15 protein-coding genes and 1 riboswitch are annotated in these 17,077 nt (G+C 71.1%); of the genes, 10 read left to right on the forward strand and 5 right to left on the reverse strand.

What is annotated here, in order from left to right:
• The first annotated feature begins 55 nt into the window (after positions 1-55).
• The gene (locus TSO221_RS02125) at positions 56-538 is read left to right on the forward strand and encodes a peroxiredoxin (RefSeq protein ID WP_109116838.1); all 483 of its coding nucleotides are present in this window, start codon (positions 56-58) and stop codon (positions 536-538) included.
• A gap of 57 nt (positions 539-595) precedes the next feature.
• Here the strand turns inward: TSO221_RS02125 and rnhA are convergent, their stop codons facing one another.
• From rnhA to ispH, 3 genes are all read right to left on the reverse strand, one after another.
• Positions 596-1,078, reverse strand: a complete 483-nt coding sequence (rnhA, locus tag TSO221_RS02130; RefSeq protein WP_199229361.1) for a ribonuclease HI — start codon at positions 1,076-1,078, stop codon at positions 596-598.
• Positions 1,056-2,039 (reverse strand): homoserine kinase, encoded by a 984-nt coding sequence (locus TSO221_RS02135; protein WP_109116840.1) that lies wholly within the window; start codon positions 2,037-2,039, stop codon positions 1,056-1,058. Before TSO221_RS02135 ends, rnhA begins: the two co-directional genes overlap by 23 nt.
• A gap of 76 nt (positions 2,040-2,115) precedes the next feature.
• The gene (ispH, locus tag TSO221_RS02140) at positions 2,116-3,099 is read right to left on the reverse strand and encodes a 4-hydroxy-3-methylbut-2-enyl diphosphate reductase (protein WP_109116841.1); all 984 of its coding nucleotides are present in this window, start codon (positions 3,097-3,099) and stop codon (positions 2,116-2,118) included.
• 102 nt (positions 3,100-3,201) lie between these two features.
• Here ispH and TSO221_RS02145 point away from each other — a divergent pair, with 102 nt between their 5' ends.
• The 5 genes from TSO221_RS02145 to gcvPB all read left to right on the forward strand — a co-directional run bounded on the left by TSO221_RS02145 (position 3,202) and on the right by gcvPB (position 8,580).
• Positions 3,202-3,771: a hypothetical protein gene (locus TSO221_RS02145; protein ID WP_109116842.1), complete on the forward strand. Its 570-nt coding sequence runs from the start codon at positions 3,202-3,204 to the stop codon at positions 3,769-3,771.
• 72 nt (positions 3,772-3,843) lie between these two features.
• Positions 3,844-3,964: riboswitch (glycine riboswitch) on the forward strand.
• 161 nt (positions 3,965-4,125) lie between these two features.
• The gene (gcvT, locus tag TSO221_RS02150; RefSeq protein ID WP_109116843.1) at positions 4,126-5,238 is read left to right on the forward strand and encodes a glycine cleavage system aminomethyltransferase GcvT; all 1,113 of its coding nucleotides are present in this window, start codon (positions 4,126-4,128) and stop codon (positions 5,236-5,238) included.
• Between the two features lie 53 nt (positions 5,239-5,291).
• A complete protein-coding gene (gene gcvH, locus TSO221_RS02155; protein ID WP_109116844.1) occupies positions 5,292-5,666 on the forward strand; it encodes a glycine cleavage system protein GcvH in 375 nt (124 codons plus the stop codon).
• Positions 5,666-7,006, forward strand: coding sequence for an aminomethyl-transferring glycine dehydrogenase subunit GcvPA (gene gcvPA / locus TSO221_RS02160; protein WP_109116845.1), 1,341 nt, complete (start codon positions 5,666-5,668; stop codon positions 7,004-7,006). Before gcvH ends, gcvPA begins: the two co-directional genes overlap by 1 nt.
• Positions 7,006-8,580, forward strand: coding sequence for an aminomethyl-transferring glycine dehydrogenase subunit GcvPB (gene gcvPB, locus TSO221_RS02165; RefSeq protein WP_109116846.1), 1,575 nt, complete (start codon positions 7,006-7,008; stop codon positions 8,578-8,580). Before gcvPA ends, gcvPB begins: the two co-directional genes overlap by 1 nt.
• A gap of 57 nt (positions 8,581-8,637) precedes the next feature.
• Here the strand turns inward: gcvPB and TSO221_RS02170 are convergent, their stop codons facing one another.
• On the reverse strand, positions 8,638-9,081 hold the full coding sequence (locus TSO221_RS02170) for a hypothetical protein (protein ID WP_109116847.1): 444 nt from the start codon (positions 9,079-9,081) through the stop codon (positions 8,638-8,640).
• A 257-nt stretch (positions 9,082-9,338) separates the two neighbouring features.
• On the opposite strand from TSO221_RS02170, the gene TSO221_RS02175 reads away from it, so the two are divergent.
• The 3 genes from TSO221_RS02175 to TSO221_RS02185 all read left to right on the forward strand — a co-directional run bounded on the left by TSO221_RS02175 (position 9,339) and on the right by TSO221_RS02185 (position 11,366).
• Positions 9,339-9,794, forward strand: a complete 456-nt coding sequence (locus TSO221_RS02175) for a hypothetical protein (protein ID WP_109116848.1) — start codon at positions 9,339-9,341, stop codon at positions 9,792-9,794.
• Between the two features lie 76 nt (positions 9,795-9,870).
• Entirely contained in the window at positions 9,871-10,143 is a 273-nt protein-coding gene (locus TSO221_RS02180) for a PGPGW domain-containing protein (protein ID WP_109116849.1), read from the forward strand.
• Positions 10,144-10,208: 65 nt separating this feature from the next.
• A complete protein-coding gene (locus TSO221_RS02185) occupies positions 10,209-11,366 on the forward strand; it encodes an aminotransferase (RefSeq protein ID WP_109116850.1) in 1,158 nt (385 codons plus the stop codon).
• A 6-nt stretch (positions 11,367-11,372) separates the two neighbouring features.
• Here TSO221_RS02185 and TSO221_RS02190 read toward each other — a convergent pair whose 3' ends face one another.
• Positions 11,373-12,101, reverse strand: a complete 729-nt coding sequence (locus TSO221_RS02190; RefSeq protein WP_109116851.1) for a 2OG-Fe(II) oxygenase — start codon at positions 12,099-12,101, stop codon at positions 11,373-11,375.
• Between the two features lie 209 nt (positions 12,102-12,310).
• Between TSO221_RS02190 and TSO221_RS02195 the strand changes: the two genes are divergently transcribed.
• Complete coding sequence (locus TSO221_RS02195; RefSeq protein WP_109116852.1) at positions 12,311-17,071, forward strand: alpha-2-macroglobulin; 4,761 nt, start codon at positions 12,311-12,313, stop codon at positions 17,069-17,071.
• Positions 17,072-17,077: the final 6 nt, after the last annotated feature.

The raw sequence follows: 17,077 nt of genomic DNA on the forward strand, positions 1-17,077 counted from the left end.
CCGCCCCCGCCGGTACAACGGGTGCTTGGCCCAACGAACCAAAGGGAGAGAGACCATGGCCATTTCCGTCGGCGACGCCGTTCCGTCCGTCGCGCTGAAGCATCTGACCGACAACGGCATGCAGGAGCTGAACACCGGCGACTTCTTCAAGGGCAAGAAGGTCGTGGTGTTCTCGGTTCCCGGCGCCTTCACCCCGACCTGCTCGGCCAAGCACCTGCCGGGCTTCGTGCAGCAGGCCGAGGCCCTCAAGGCCAAGGGCGTGCAGGAGATCGTCTGCCTCGCCGTCAACGACCCCTTCGTCATGCGCGCCTGGGGCGAGAAGAACGGCGTCGAGGGCAAGGTGTTCATGCTGCCCGACGGCAACGCCGCCTTCACCGAGGCGCTGGGCCTGACCATGGACGGCTCGGGCTACGGCCTGGGCAAGCGCGGCCAGCGCTTCGTGCTGGTCGCCGAGAACGGCAAAGTCACCCACCTCGCCGTCGAGGAGCCCGGCAAGTTCGAGGTGTCGAGCGCCGAGGCGGTGCTGGAGACGCTCTGAGGCCGTGAGGGCGTAGCCCCCACCCTAACCCTCCCCCGCCGGAGGCGGGGGAGGGAATTAGGCCCGTCCCAGCCCGCGCTCCTCGCGCGATTCGGCCAGTCCGCGCCGGGCCAGCTCGTCGGCGCGTTCGTTCTCCGGGTGGCCGGCGTGGCCGCGCACCCAGTGGAATTCGATCTCGTGGCGCTGCGCCGCCTCGTCGAGGCGCTGCCAGAGGTCGACGTTCTTCACCGGCTTCCGGTCGGCCGTCAGCCAGCCGCGGGCTTTCCAGCCCTTGATCCACTGGGTGATGCCGTTCTTCACGTACTCGCTGTCGGTGTAGAGCCGCACCGTCACCGGCCGCTTGAGGGCTTCCAGCGCCTGGATGGCGGCCATCAGTTCCATGCGGTTGTTGGTGGTGTTGGCCTCGCCGCCGCACAGTTCCTTCTCCACGGCGCCGAAGCGCAGGATGGCGCCCCAGCCGCCAGGGCCGGGGTTGCCGCTGCAGGCACCGTCGGTGAAGATGTCGACGGCCTTGTCCTCAGATGTCATAGCTGCCGCCATCGTCCAGGGCGTAGGCGCCGACGCTTCGCACCGTCTGGTGGAAACGCAGCTTGCGCAGGTACTCCAGCGGGTCCTTCGGCCGCACGAAGGCGCCCGGCGGGTGGTTCAGCCAGTCGTACAGCCGGGTCAGCAGGAAGCGCACCGCGCTGCCGCGGCACAGCCAGGGCAGGGCGCTCAGCTCCTCGGCCGACAGCGGCCGGACGCGCTGGTAGTTGGTCAGCAGTTGCCGAGCCTTGGTGGCGTTGAACGACCCGTCCGCCTCGAAGCACCACGCGTTCATGCAGATGGCGATGTCGTAGGCCAGGAAGTCGTTGCAGGCGAAATAGAAGTCGATCAGGCCGGACAGCCGCTCGCCGCTGAAGAACACGTTGTCCGGGAACAGGTCGGCGTGGATGACGCCGCCGGGCAGCCCGTTCGGCCAGTGCGCGGCGAGCGCGTCCAGCTCTGCCGCCAGCGTGTCGCGCAGGCCGGGGCGCACCTCATCGGCACGTTCGGCGCACCGGGCGAACAGGTCCTGCCAGCCGGCCAGCGACAGCGCGTTGGAGCGGGTCATGTCGAACCCCGCTCCGGCGAGGTGCAGGCGCGCCAGCGCCTCGCCCAGCTGCGCGCAGTGCTGCGGCTGGATGCGGCGCGGCCACATGCCCTTCAGGAAGGTGACGATCACCGCCGGCCGGCCGCACAGCTCGTGCAGCGCCTCGCCGTCGCGGGCGTGCACCGGCAGCGGGCAGTCCACCCCGTGCTCCGACAGGTGCTCCATCAGGCCGAGGAAGAACGGCAGGTCCTCGCGCTTCGTGCGCTTCTCGTAGAGGGTGAGGATGTACGGCCCGGTCTCGGTGACGAGGAGGAAGTTGGAGTTCTCCACCCCCTCGGCGATGCCCTTGCACGACAGCACGGCGCCCAGGTCGTACTGGGCGGCGAACGCGCTCAGCTCCTCGTCGGAGACTTCGGTGTATACGGCCATGGGCCAGCCGCTTACCGGGATTCGCGGCGGCGGTCAACGGCTAGAACGCGGAATTAGAACGCCACGCCCTCGTGCATTATGCGTCCACCCCCGCCTTCCGGAAAGCGCCATCCTCTTCCGTCAGCGCCTTGGGCAGCTTGAACACCACGTCCTCGGTGGCCGTCCGCACCTGCTCCACGCTCACCTGGAAGCGCTCCTTCGCCGCGGCAATCACCTCCTCGACCAGCACCTCGGGCGCCGAGGCGCCGGCGGTGATGCCGAGGCGGCGGATGTCGCTCAACGCCGTCCAGTCGATGTCGGCCGCCCGCTGCACCAGTTGCGCGCGGGGGCAGCCGGCGTTCTTCGCCACCTCGACCAGCCGCTTGGAGTTGGACGAGTTCGGTGCGCCCAGCACCAGCACCGCGTCCACCCCGGGCGCGATGGCCTTCACCGCCTGCTGGCGGTTGGTGGTGGCGTAGCAGATGTCCTCCTTGCGCGGGCTGGAGATCGCCGGGAAGCGCGCCTGGAGCGCCGCGAGGATGCCCGCCGTCTCGTCCACCGACAGCGTCGTCTGGGTGGCGAAGGCGAGGTTCTCCGGGTCCTCGACCTCGATGCGCGCCACGTCCTCCACCGTCTCCACCAGCACCACGGCGCCCGGGGGCAGCTGGCCCATGGTGCCGACCACCTCCGGGTGGCCGGCGTGGCCGATCAGGACGACCTGGCGGCCCTCGACGTGGTGGCGCTCGGCCGCGCGGTGGACCTTGCTGACCAGCGGGCAGGTGGCATCCAGGTAGAACAGGCCGCGCCGCTCGGCCTCCGCCGGCACCGCCTTGGGCACGCCGTGCGCCGAGAACACCACCGGCACGCCGTCCGGCACCTCGTCCAGCTCATCGACGAAGATGGCCCCCAGGGCCTCCAGGCTCTCGACCACGAAGCGGTTGTGCACGATCTCGTGCCGCACGTAGACCGGCGCGCCGTAGCGCTCCAGCGCCACCTCGACGATCTGGATCGCCCGGTCGACGCCGGCGCAGAAGCCGCGTGGCGCGGCGAGCAGGATGGTCAGCGGGGGCTTGGCAGTCATACGTCCTCAGGGGTCCTCAAGAGCGGTGCGCCGCCTTGTGCGGGTGCGGCGGGTTCTCTACAGTGCGGCGCCACACGATCCAACCGAGAACAGGCCAGACCTATGGACCGCCGCGACCGTAATATAGGAACCCCCGTCCGGAAAAGCCTGCTGGCGCTTGGCATTCTGGCGCTGTCCGGCTGCTCGATGTTCGGCGGCGGGCAGCCGGCCAATCCGGCGACCGCGGCGCTGGCGTGCCCGAAGATCGGCATCGTGCGCGAACTTCAGGAGGTGACTCAGTTCCGCGCCGGCGGCAAGGACATGACCGACGTCACCTCGCGCGCCGCGATCACCGACTACAGCGGCAACTGCGAGTACGGCAGCGACGGCGTCACCATCAACCTGAACCTCTTCGTGCTGGCCGAGCGCGGCCCGGCCATGCAGGGCGACCAGGCGACCTACCGCTACTTCGTGGCGGTCGCCCGCCCGGACGAGGAGAACCCGGCCAGCAAGGCGGAGTTCGAGACCTCCGTCGCGTTCCCCAAGGGGCAGACGCGAGTCGTCACCAAGGAGGAGCTGGCGCCGAAGATCCCGCTGCCCAAGGACGCCAACGCCAAGAGCTGGCGCGTGCTGGTCGGCTTCCAGCTGACGCCGGAGCAGCTCAACTTCAACCTCGCGCAGATCAAGCGCTGAGCGGTGCGGCCTACGGCCGTTCGCGCGGATTGACAATCCGGAGCGAGCCGGTAGGTTAGCCGCACACGCCGACGACCCCTCGCGGGAGAGACCGCCGCGGAGCCTTCTCCATAAAGGAAGACGGCTCCGGCAGGCGGCGCCGAAGGAGCAACCGCCCCCGGAAACTCTCAGGCAAACGGACCGCAGGGAAAGGCACTCTGGAAAGCAGGCGCCCCGCCGTTGGGCAGGGCGTCTCACCGAAGGAGTAAACCGGTTTCCGGGCTTGTGCCCGGCCGGTGAATCTCTCAGGTCCACGACAGAGGGGGCTGGCACACCGCGCATCCGCGCGGTGTGAACCACTGTCGGAGGACGCGCGTGACCGATTCGCCTGAAAACCTGTTGAAGACGCCCTTGCACGCCCTGCACGTCGAGCTGGGCGCGCGCATGGTGCCGTTCGCCGGCTACGACATGCCGGTGCAGTACCCCGCGGGCATCCTCAAGGAGCACCTGCACACCCGCGCGAAGGCGGGCCTGTTCGACGTGTCGCACATGGGGCAGGTGCGCCTGACCGGCGACGACCCCGCGGCGGCGCTGGAGTCGCTGGTGCCCGGCGACATCAAGGGCCTTGGCCGCGGCCGCATGCGCTACACCCTGTTCACCAGCGAGACCGGCGGCATCCTGGACGACCTGATGGTCACCAATGCCGGCGACCATCTGTTCCTGGTGGTCAACGCCGCCCGCAAGGAGCACGACATCGCCCACCTGCGCGAGCGCCTGAAGGGCAAGGCGGAGGTGGAGCCGCTGCCCGACGCCGCGCTGATGGCGCTGCAGGGGCCGGACGCGGCCGGCGTGCTGGCGCGCTTCGTTCCCGAGGCGGCGACCATGAAGTTCATGACGCTGCTGCCGGCCACCTTCAATGGCATCCCGGTGCTGATCACCCGCTCCGGCTACACCGGCGAGGACGGTTACGAGATCTCCTGCGCGTGCGCGGACGCCGAGACGATCGCCCGCGCCCTGCTGGCGGAAGCCGAAGTCGAGGCCATCGGCCTGGGCGCCCGCGATTCGCTGCGCCTGGAGGCCGGGCTGTGCCTGTACGGCCACGACATCGACGAGACGACGACGCCGGTCGAGGCGGCGCTGGAGTGGGCGCTGTCCAAGCGCCGCCGCGAGGAAGGCGGGTTCCTCGGCGCCGAGGTCATCCTCGGCCAGCTCAAGACCGGAGCCCAGCGCCGGCGGGTCGGCATCCGTCCGGACGGCCGCGCCCCGGCGCGCGAGCACACGGAGATCGCCGACGAGGCCGGCAACCGGCTGGGCGAGATCACCAGCGGCGGCTTCGGCCCGACGGTGAACGGCCCGGTCGCCATGGGCTACGTCGGCATCGGCCGGGCGGCCGAGGGCTCGCCGCTGGCGCTGATGGTCCGCGGCAAGCCGCTGGCCGCCCGGGTCGCGGCCATGCCGTTCGTTCCTCAACGCTATTACCGGGGCTGATCGCCCGCACCATGAATACGGATAAAACTGGGCACGACCAACAGGGGGCATCCATGACCGTCAAGTACACCAAGGATCACGAGTGGGTCCGCGTCGAGGGCGACGTCGCCACGGTGGGCATTTCCGACTACGCGCAGAGCCAGCTCGGCGACGTGGTCTTCGTCGAGTTGCCGGAGGTCGGCCGTGAACTGACCCAGGGCAAGGAGGCTGCGGTCGTCGAGTCCGTCAAGGCCGCCAGCGAGGTCTTCGCGCCCGCCTCGGGCACCGTCACCGAGGTGAACGCCGACCTGGAGGGCGAGCCGGCCAAGGTCAACACCGGTGCCGAGGGCGACGGCTGGTTCTTCAGGATGACGCTCGCCAACCCGGCCGAGCTGGACGGCCTGATGGACGAAGCGGCCTACAAGGACTTCGTGGAGGGTCTGCACTGATGCGTTACCTGCCCCTCACCGAGGCCGACCGGCACGCCATGCTCGCGGCCATCGGCGCGTCGTCGGTGGACGAGCTGTTCCGCGACGTGCCGCCGGCGGCCCGCCGCTCCGGCCCCGTCGAGGGGCTGCCGGGCTTCGCCGGCGAGCTGGAGGTCGAACGCCAGCTCGCCGCGATGGCGGCGAAGAACATCGCGGCCGGCAGCGTGCCGAGCTTCGTCGGCTGCGGTGCCTACCGGCACCACATCCCGGCCACCGTGGACTACATGGTCCAGCGCGGCGAGTTCCTCACCGCCTACACGCCGTACCAGCCGGAAATCAGCCAGGGCACGCTGCAGGTCCTGTTCGAGTTCCAGACCCAGGTGTCGCTGCTGACCGGCATGGACGTCGCCAACGCCTCCATGTACGACGGCGCCACCGCGTGCGCCGAGGCCGTCATGATGGCCAACCGCCTGACCCGGCGGAAGAAGGCGATCCTCTCGGGCGGCCTGCACCCGCATTACCGCGACGTCACCACCACCGACGCCCACTTTATCGGCTTCGAGGCGGTGGCGCTGCCCCCCGCGCCGAAGGGCGGCGAGGACCTGGTGGCGCTGGTGGACGCCGACACCGCCTGCATCGTCGTGCAGAACCCGGACGTGTTCGGCCAGGTGCGCGACTACACCACGCTCGCCCAGCAGTGCCAGGCCAAGGGCGCCCTGCTGATCGTCGTGGTGACCGAGGCGGTGTCGCTCGGCCTGCTCACCCCGCCGGGCGAGATGGGCGCCGACATCGTCGCGGCCGAGGGCCAGTCGCTGGGCAACGCGCTGAACTTCGGCGGGCCGTACGTCGGCCTGTTCGCGGTCAAGGAGAAGTACGTCCGCCAGATGCCCGGCCGCCTGTGCGGCCAGACGGTGGACGCCGACGGCCGCCGCGGCTTCGTGCTGACGCTGTCGACGCGCGAGCAGCACATCCGCCGCGAGAAGGCGACCTCGAACATCTGCACCAACGCCGGCCTGTGCGCGCTGGCCTTCTCCATCCACCTCAGCCTGCTGGGCGAGGAGGGCTTCACGCGTCTGGCGAGGATCAACCACGCCAAGGCGGTGCAACTCGCCGACCGGCTGTCGGGGGTGAAGGGCGTGTCGGTGGTGAACGACAGCTTCTTCAACGAGTTCACGGTGACCCTGCCGCGCGCCGCGGCCGAGGTGGTGGAGGAACTGGCCAAGCGCCGCATCCTCGCCGGCGTTCCGGCCTCGCGCCTCTTTGCGGGCCAGCTGGAGGATCACCTGATCCTCGCCGCCACCGAGACCACCACCGAGTCCGACATGGATGCGCTGACCAAGGCGCTCTCCGAGGTGCTGTGATGACGATGAATTCCCAGGGACGCCCCTCCACCCCGGCCGGCGCCGACAGCGCCGTCCCGGAGACCGTCACCGGCAACCGCGGCCTGCAGATCGAGGAGGCGCTGATCTTCGAGCAGGACAGCCCCGGCATGTCCGGCGTCGACCTGCCCGCGGTGCCGGCCACGCCGCTCCGCCTCGGCGCCGTCAAGCCGCGCGGGCGCGTCGGCCTGCCGGGCCTGTCGGAGCCGCAGGTGGTCCGCCACTACACGCGGCTGTCGCAGAAGAACTATTCCATCGACACCGGGCTGTACCCGCTCGGCTCCTGCACCATGAAGCACAACCCGCGCCTCAACGAGAAGATGGCGCGGCTGCCGGGCTTCGGCGACGTGCACCCGCTCCAGCCCGTCAGCACCGTGCAGGGCGCCCTGGAGCTGATGGACGCGCTGGCGCACTGGCTGAAGACGCTGACCGGCATGCCGGCGGTGACGCTGGCCCCGGCGGCCGGCGCGCACGGCGAGATGGCCGGCATGATGGCGATCCGCGCCGCGCTGGAGCACCGCGGCGAGGCCGGCCGCACCCGCGTGCTGGTGCCGGAGAGCGCGCACGGCACCAACCCGGCGACCGCGGCGGCGCTGGGCTTCTCGGTCGATCCGATCCCGGCCGGGCCGGACGGGCGGGTCGATCTGGCGGCGATGGAGGCCAAGCTGGGGCCGGACGTGGCCGGCATCATGCTGACCAACCCCAACACCTGCGGCCTGTTCGAGCGCGACATTCGCGCCATCGCCGACGCCATCCACGGGGCCGGCGGCTACTTCTACTGCGACGGCGCCAACTTCAACGCCATCGTCGGCCGGGTGAAACCCGCCGACCTCGGCATCGACGCCATGCACATCAACCTGCACAAGACCTTCTCCACGCCGCACGGCGGCGGCGGGCCGGGGTCGGGGCCGGTGGTGTTCTCGGAGGCGCTGGCGCCCTTCGTGCCGGTGCCCTACGTGGTGCACGACGCGAACGGCTTCCGTCTGGTGGAAGGCGCCCAGGTTGAAAATGGGGGGCAGGGCACCGAGGTCGGCCGCATGAAGGCCTTCCACGGCCAGATGGGCATGTTCGTCCGGGCGCTGTCCTACATCCTCAGCCATGGTGCGGACGGGCTGTGGCAGGCGGCGGGCGACGCGGTGCTGAACGCCAACTACGTGATGGCGCGTCTGCAGGACACGCTCAGCGCGTCGTTCGAGGGGCCGTGCATGCACGAGTGCCTGTTCGACGACCGCTTCCTGAAGGGCACCGGGGTGACCACGCTCGACATCGCCAAGGCGCTGATCGACGAGGGCTTCCACCCGATGACCATGTACTTCCCGCTGGTGGTGCACGGCGCCCTGCTGATCGAGCCGACCGAGACCGAGTCCAAGGCCGGTCTCGATCAGTTCATCCTGGCGCTGAAGTCCTTGGCTGAGCGGGCGAAGGAGGGCGACGTCGCCTACTTCCAGGGCGCCCCGCGGCTCACCCCGCGCCGCCGCCTGGACGAGACGGCGGCGGCCCGCAAGCCGGTGCTGCGCTGGACGCCCGCGTCCGAGCCGGCGCTGGCCGCGGAGTAACGACGAACGCCGGCCGGAAGCGGATCGCTTCCGGCCGGTTCCGTTTCAGGGGTTCGTTCAGCGCTGCTTCACCAGGGCGCCCTGGCCGGCGAAGTTGCCGATGCCGGCGGAGAGGTTTTGCACGTTGGCGGCGTTCGACGGCGCGAACTTGCCCTTGCTGCTCTGCATGACCAGCGCACCCTGGTGGGCGTGGTTGCCGATGCCGGCGGCGGTGTTGCCGACCGTCGCCGTCGAGCCGCCGGAGAACAGCCCGCTGGAGCGCTGCTTCACGGTGGCCGCCTGGGCGGCGTGGTTGCCGATGCCGGCCGCGGTGTTCGACACGCTCGCCGCGTTCGGGCCGGCGAACATGCCCTTGCCCTTCTGCATGACCAGCGCGCTTTGCTCGGCGCTGTTGCCGATGCCGGCGGCGGTGTTCGAGACGTTGGCGACGTTCTGCGCCATGGCCGGGGCGGACAGCAGCGCGAGCGAGGCGAAGCCGGCGAGCAGGGAAGTGCGGATCATGGTCGGTCTCCTGTAAGGGGGCCGGCGCTCTGTCGCGTCCGGCGCGTTGTCGATGACAGGACCCTACCGACCCGCGCCCGGCGCCGATGTGAGCCGGGCCACAGTCGGGCGGCGTTTCCAGGAATTGACGGATCAACGGTTCGTCCGGCATTCGCGGCAAATGCGGTTTCGCCTACGAACCTCTGCCTGTTTCCCATCGTGCGCGGAATGCTGTAGGCTTTCCCCTAGGGATTGGGGAAACCAGTCGGGAGGCGGTCATGTCCGTGTGGCGCCGTTACCTCGTACGGGAGACATCCGGGCGGCTCGTCGAGTTGCCGAGCCATGCGTTCGACCGCGCGGACGACGGCGTGGCACCAATCCCGGATTTCGCCGGACGCTGCGTGAACCTCGTCGCGGCCGTGCTGGTCGCGGAGGAGGGTGGAGAGCCGCGCCTCGCCGAGGTCGAGTTCACCAAGCTGTATTTCGACGCCTCGGGCTTCGTCGACGGCTCCAAGCGCGACCGTATGATCCGCCTGATGCTGGAGAGCACCGCCGACCGCCGTTGCGTGTCGCCGATCCAGCCCGGTTGCCTGGACGCCGCCATGCGCGCCGACGCCGCGCGCGACCAGCTCGCCCGCGAGTTCGGCTGGCAGCCCGAACCGGCCGAGGTGAACGAGGTGCTGTTCCGCCTCGACGGGCTGCGCTGGATGCCGGCCTCGCCGACCCTGCACTGACGGGGAGGGTGTTCGCCGCTCCCGCGCGCTCCCATATGCCTGGGCAGTGACCGCGCAGGGAGACATCGGGGCCGCCATGGACCGTCACCACGCCGCCAAGACCGCCACATTGTCGTACGACCGTGTCCGTCAGCTGATGCTGATCGGCATGGGCTGGACGATCATCGCGCTGGGCGTGCTGATCGCGCCGCTGCCCGGGCCGGGCGGCATTCCGGTGATCGCGCTGGGCGGCATGCTGCTGCTGCGCAACTCGGCCGATGCGCGCCGCCTGTTCGTCCGCGCCAAGCGCCGCTGGCCGCGCGCACTCTATCCTTTCGAGAAGCTGCGCCAACGCTTCCGCAAGCGCTGAGCGGCTGGACTTTCCCGGCTCTACGCTGCCATCCTCCCCTCTCCGGTTGAGAGGAGATGAGAGCGGTGAAGGCTGGCAACGCGATCCTGTCGGGCTATGGGACCACCATCTTCGAGGTGATGTCGCGCCTCTCGGAGGAGCATGGCGCCATCAACCTGGGCCAGGGCTTCCCCGACGAGCGCGGCCCCGCCGACGTGCTGGAGGCGGCGTCCAGGGCGATCCTGGAGGGCTGGAACCAGTACCCCTCGATGATGGGCACGCCGGACCTGCGGCAGGCGCTCGCCAGCCACGCGAAGCGCTTCTACGGCCTGGACGTGGACTGGCGGACCGAGACCATGGTCACCTCCGGCGCCACCGAGGCGCTGACCGCCAGCCTGCTCGGCCTCATCAACCCGGGCGACGAGGTGGTGCTGTTCGAGCCGATGTACGACAGCTACCTGCCGATCGTGCGGCTGGCCGGCGGCGTGCCGCGCTACGTCAACCTCAAGGCGCCGGACTGGAGCTTCACCCGCGCCGACCTTGAGGCGGCGTTCTCCGACAAGACCAAGCTGGTCCTCATCAACGATCCGCTGAACCCCGCCGCCAAGGTGTTCAGCCGTGCCGAACTGGAGCTGCTGGCCGAGTTCGTGCAGCGTTTCGACGCCTTCGCGGTGTGCGACGAGGTGTACGAGCATCTGGTCTTCGACGGCCGCGGGCACATCCCGCTGATGACGCTGCCGGGCATGCGGGAGCGCTGCCTGAAGATCGGCTCGGCCGGCAAGACCTTCTCGCTGACCGGCTGGAAGGTCGGCTACATCACCGGCGCACCGCACCTGCTGCAGCCGGTGGCCAAGGCGCACCAGTACATCACCTTCACCACGCCGCCGAACCTCCAGGCCGCGGTGGCCTACGGGCTGGGCAAGGAGGACGCGTACTTCACCGGGCTGGCGGCCTCCATGCAGGCCAAGCGCGACCGGCTGGCGGCGGGGCTGCGGGAGGCCGGGCTGACGGTGATGCCGAGCGCCGGGACCTACTTCCTGACCGTGGACATCGCCTCCACCGGCTTCGAGGGCGACGATCAGGCGTTCTGCCGCTGGCTGACCGCGGAGGCCGGGGTGACGGCGATTCCGGTCAGCGCCTTCTACGTCGAGAACGCGCCCACCACCGTCATCCGCTTCTGCTTCTCGAAGAAGGACGAGGTGCTGGACGCGGCGGTGGAGCGGCTGAAGACGCGGTTCGCATAGACGGTCCTACCCCCCGCCCGGCACGCGTCCGGGCGGCGCGTACCATGTGGTCATCGCCCAGCGCTCCCAATGGGCGGCGGCGGGGCCCAGGGGCTCGACGTCGTGCTGTTCGAGGGTCGGGCGGAACAGGACCAGCCGGTTCGGCAGGGGATCGAGCGCCCGCACCAGCGCATCCCCCTCGTACTGGCGGAGCCGGCCGCCGAACGTCGGCTGCCAGCCCGTCCCGAAGTACAGGACGCTGCACAGGGTGCGGCCGTGGTTGAAGTCGTTGTGCCGGTCGAGGCGCTGGCCGTACCGGGTGATCCGCAGCAGACTGAACGGCGCCACGCCGGCGCACAGCCCGGTCAGCCGGTGCAGGAACGCCAGATGGGCCGCCGATTGCAGGAACATCCGGAACCGGACGTGGGTGACCATGCCGGGGCTCAGGCGGTGCTCGGGCTTGGGGCCGGCGAACCTCATCTCGTCGTGGAATCGCCGGCCGGGCTCGGCGTCACGCCATTCCTCGGGGGTGACGTCCCTGGCGCGACCGTCCGCCGCCCGTTCGTAGAGGCGGTGGACCTGTTCAAACGCGCCTTCGGTGGCGAACACGCGCTGAAGGTTGGCGAACGGCTCCGGCATCAGGAAATCGTCGAGCCAGATGGTGTTCAGCGGATCCCCGGCGAACGACGACGCCATGCGTTCCATGGAGTCGGGGTGGAGATGCCGCGGGTCGATCCAGCGTTCGATGCCACTCACATGCGTGTCTCCGTCCCGCGTTGATCGTCAGGCGCGAGAAGCAGGGTAGCGGAGCGCGGCGGCGCGAGCCAGCGGACGCATGCCCCGGATCGCGCCGCCGCGGCTGAAGGCGCCGCTGGAAACCGCCCTGCCAGTTCGGCATACTCCGCCGCCGAACCGTGCGGGGTACTCCACTCCGGCGCGTCCTCTTCTTCCAAGGGTCTCCGGTCATGCAGCGTGCCTTGGCGCGTGTCCTTGCCATCCTCGTCGCCGGTGCGGCCGTGCCGGCGCTCGCCGCCGAGACCGCGCCGCCGCAGGCCCCGCCCGTCGAGCCGCCGGCCCCCGTCGGTTTCCAGGTGAGCGGCAGCGAGGTGCTGGCCGAGCGTGACGCGCCGCAGGTCTGCTTCACCTTCACCGAGCCGCTGGAGAAGTCGCGCGCCATCGATTACCGCGCCTACGTCGAGGTGCAGCCGCGCGTCGAAGGCAACGTGGTGCCGCGCGACAAGACGCTGTGCGTCGAGGGCCTGCAGCACGGGCAGATGTACGACGTCACGCTGCGCGCCGGCCTGCCGTCGGCCGGCGAGCGCTCGCTGGCCGCCACCGAGCAACGCCTGATCGAGGTGCCGAACCGCAAGCCGAGCCTCGCCTTCCGCGGTGCCGGCTACATCCTGCCGCGGGTCGGCTCGGAAGGGCTGCCGCTGCGCACCATCAACGTCGAGCGCGCGCGCCTGCAGGTGCTGCGCCTGACCGACCGCGCGGTGGTCGAGCAATTCTACTTCGGCCGCATCAACCAGCAGCTCACCGACTACGACGTCGGCGTCATGCTCGACAAGGCGGCGCAGGAGGTCTGGAAGGGTGAGATGGCGGTGCAGTCGGCGCGTAACGCGCCGGTGGTCACCGCCTTCCCGATCGACGCCGTGCTCGGCGCGCTGGAACCCGGCGTCTACGTCGCCGTGGCCGGCGCTGACGGGGCGCGCGACGGCTGGGCCTCGAAGGCGACGCAGTGGTTCGTGGTGTCCGATCTCGGCCTCAACACCATCCTTGGCGACGACGGGCTGCTGGTCTTCGCGCGCAGCCTGTCGAAGGCGGAGCCGGCTGGCGGCGTGTCGCTGCGCCTGCTGGCGCGCAACAACGCGGAGCTGGGCAAGGTCACCACCGGCGCCGACGGCATCGCCCGCATCGACGCGGCGGCGCTGAAGCGCACCGGCAACGAGGCGCCGCAGGCGGTCTTCGCCGAGCGCGGCGCCGACGTCGGCTTCCTCGACCTGTCGGTGCCGGGCTTCGACGTGTCCGACCGCGTGCCCGGCGGGCGCGCCGCGCCGGGGCCGCTGGACGCCTTCCTGTACGCCGAGCGCGGCATCTACCGCCCGGGCGAGGCGGTGAACCTTGCCGTGCTGCTGCGCGATGCCGGCGTCAACGCCGTGGCGGGCAAGCCGCTGACGCTGAAGGTCCTGCGCCCCGACGGCTTCGAGGTCGAGCGGCGCACGCTGACCGACTCCGGCGCCGGCGGTTACGCGGCGCGGGTCGATCTGCCGTCCAGCGCCTTCCCCGGCACCTGGAGCCTCACCGCCCACGCCGAGCCGGACGGCCCGGCCATCGGCCGCATCGACCTGCTGGTGGACGACTTCGTGCCGCCGCGACTGGAGTTCGGCATGACCGCCGCGGCGAAGCGGCTCGCCCCCGGCGATACCGCCAGGCTGGCCATCGACGCGCACTACCTGTTCGGCGCCCCCGCCGCCGATCTGCCGGGCGAGCTGTCGCTGACCCTGCGCGCCGCCCGCAACCCGTACCCGGAGCAGGCCGGCTACCGCTTCGGCCTCGCTCAGGAGGAGGTGCAGCCGCAGCGCGCTGACCTGCCGGGCTTCACCACCGATGACGCCGGCAAGGCCGAGGCGGAGGTGAAGCTGGAGCGCAAGCCGGAGAACACCCGCCCGCTGGAGGCGGTGCTGCGCGCCAGCATCTTCGACATCGGCGGCCGGCCGGTCAGCCGCGAACTGGTGCTGCCGGTGCGCCACCAGCCCTTCGCCATCGGCGTCAAGCCGCGCTTCGACGGCGACGGCGTGCCGGAGGGGGCGACGGCCGGCTTCGACGTGGTCGCCGTCGGCCCGGACGGCGCGCCGATCGACAAGTCCGACCTCGCCTACGAGATGTACGAGGAGGAGTACGAGTACGTCTGGTACGAGGCGAACGGCCGCTGGGACTACAAGGTCCAGGTCAAGGACAAGCGCGTCACCGGCGGCACCCTGTCGCCCACCGCCGCCAAGCCGGCCGCGGTGGAGGAGCCGGTGGGCGCCGGCCGCTACCGGCTGGAGGTGTCGGACCGCGCGTCCGGCGTGGCGACCAGCGTGCGCTTCGCCGCCGGCTGGTGGATGACCCCGACCGCCGCCGACCGCCCCGACAAGGTCGAGGTGACGGCCATGCTGCCCAGCTACAAGGGCGGCGACACCGCCTGGGTCTACGTCAAGCCGCCGTACAAGAGCCAGGTGCTGGTCGCCGTCGCCGACCGCAGGGTGCATCAGGCGTTGACCCGCGAGGTCGGGCCGGAGGGCGCCTTCCTGCAGATCCCGGTGGACGGCGGCTGGACCGGTGGCGTCTACGTGGTGGCCACCGCCTTCGCCATGCCCGACCCGCAGCTGAAGGGCGCGCCGCGCCGCGCCATCGGCTCGGCGTGGCTGCCGGTCGACCCGGCGGCGCGCATGCTGGACGTCGAGGTCTCCGCGCCCGCCGAGGCGGAGCCGCGCCGTACCGTCACCGCCGAGGTGACGGTCACGGGCGCCGAGGAGGGCAAGCCGGCCTTCGTCACGCTCGCCGCCGTCGATGACTCGGTGCTGCAGGTGACCGATTTCTGGGCGCCCGATCCCAACGACTATTACCTGGGCAAGCGCCACCTGGGCGTGGAGCTGCGCGACGTCTACGGCCGTCTGATCGGTCCGGAGCCGGAGCGCGCCGCCGAGCGCCCGGTGCCGCGCCGGGTGCGGCAGGTGGGCGCGCTGCCGCAGCGCACGTCGCGCGTCGTCTCGCTGTTCTCCGGCATCCTGCCGGTGGGGCAGGGCGGCAAGGTGGCGGTGCCGCTGGAACTGCCGGACTTCCAGGGCCGCGTCCGCCTGATGGCGGTGGCGTGGAGCGAGGGCAGGCTCGGCCACTCCGACACCACCATGGTGGTGCGCGACAGGGTGGTCGCCGATCTGGCGCTGCCGCGCTTCCTGGCGCCGGGGGACAAGGCGCAGGTGCTCGCCACGCTCGACAACCTGGACGGCGCCGCCGGGGCCTACGCGATCACGCTGAAGGCCTCCGGCGCGCTGGCGCTGGAGGACGGTGCGGTCGAGGTGCCGAATCTCGCCCGCGGCAAGCGCGCCAGCGTCGGCCGCGTGCTGACCGGCACCACTGCCGGCACCGGCACGGTGACGCTGGAGGTGTCCGGCCCGAACGGGTGGGCTTATAGCCGCAGCTGGGAGGTGATGGTGCGCCCGGCCGCGCCGATGGTGGTCCGCCGGCAGGTGGCCACCCTGGCGCCGGGGCAGGCGGTGCCGGTGCCGGCCGATCTCGCGGCCGGGCTGCGGCCGGAGACGGTGGTGCAGGCGCTGTCGCTGACCACGCTGCCGGACTTCGACGCGCCGGGCCTGCTGGCGACGCTCGACCGCCACCCCTACGGCTCGGCCGAGCAGGCGGCCAGCCGCGTGCTGCCGCTGTTGTCCGGCGGCGACCTCGCGGTGTCGCTCGGCCTGTCCACCGAGGAGCGGGTGAAGGCGCGCGTGCAGCGCTCGCTCGACCGGCTGCTGACCATGCAGCGCGCCGACGGCGCCTTCGCGCTGTGGTCGCCGAAGGGCGACGCCGACCCGTGGCTGACCCCTTACGCCGTGGATGTGCTGGGCCGCGCCCGTGCCGCGGGCTACCGCGTGCCCGACGCGCCGTACCGCAAGGGCATGGAGTGGCTGCGCGGCCTGGTCGACAACTCGTGGTTCGACATCGACGAGTTGCCGGGCCGCGCCTACGCGCTCTACGTTCTGGCCCGCGCCAAGGCGGTGGACACGGCCGCCGCCCAGCATTTCCAGGAGACCTACTGGAACAAGCTGCAGACCGACTTCGCCCGCGCCCAGGTCGCCACCGCGCTCGCCCACCTCGGCGACGCCAAGCGGGCGGGGGAGGCGTTCGACAAGCTGTCCGGCGGTGCCCGCGTGGTGCCGGCGAGCCTGCGCGATTACGGCTCGGTGGTGCGCGACCAGGCCGGCGTGGTGGCGCTGATGGCCGAGGCCGGCATCGAGCGCGACCGCATCATCGCCGCCGCCGACCGCCTCGCCAAGGCCTACGCCACGCTGTCGGTGCCCTCGGCGCAGGAGCAGGCGTGGCTGCTGCTGGCGTCCCGCGCGCTGGCCGAGCGCTCCGGCCCGGTGAAGCTGGTGGTCGGCGATCAGTCGGCGGAGGGCAACAAGCCGTTCACCCAGCGCCTCGACGCCGCCAGCCCGCCGTCGGTGAAGAACGCCGGCGCCGAGCCGCTGCGTCAGACGCTGACCGTGGCCGGCGTGCCCGCGACGCCGCTGCCGGCCGAGGAGCAGTCGCTGAAGATCACCCGCAAGGTCTTCGACATGGAAGGCACGCCGGTGGACCTCGCCGCGGTCGAGCACAACGAGGTGCTGGTGGTGATCCTGGAGGGCGAATCGACCGACCCGCTGGAGCATCAGGCGATGGTGGTCGACCCGCTGCCGGCCGGGCTGGAGATCGAGAACGTGCGTCTGGCCGACAGCGCGCAGCTCGGCGACCTGACGTGGCTGGGTGCGCTGTCGCCGGCGCGGCACGTGGACTATCGTGAGGACCGCTTCGTGGCGGCGGTGGACCTGTCGAAGGAGAAGCCCGGCTTTCGGCTGGTCTATCTGGTGCGCGCGGTGACCCCCGGCGACTACCTCGCCCCCGGCGCCTCGGTGGAGGACATGAACCGCCCCCACCTGCTGGCGCGCACGGCGGCGGCGCGGGTGCGGGTGCTGCAGGAGGAGTGATGCGCG

It is taken from the genome of Azospirillum sp. TSO22-1 (genome assembly GCF_003116015.1).
Taxonomy (GTDB): Bacteria; Pseudomonadota; Alphaproteobacteria; order Azospirillales; family Azospirillaceae; genus Azospirillum.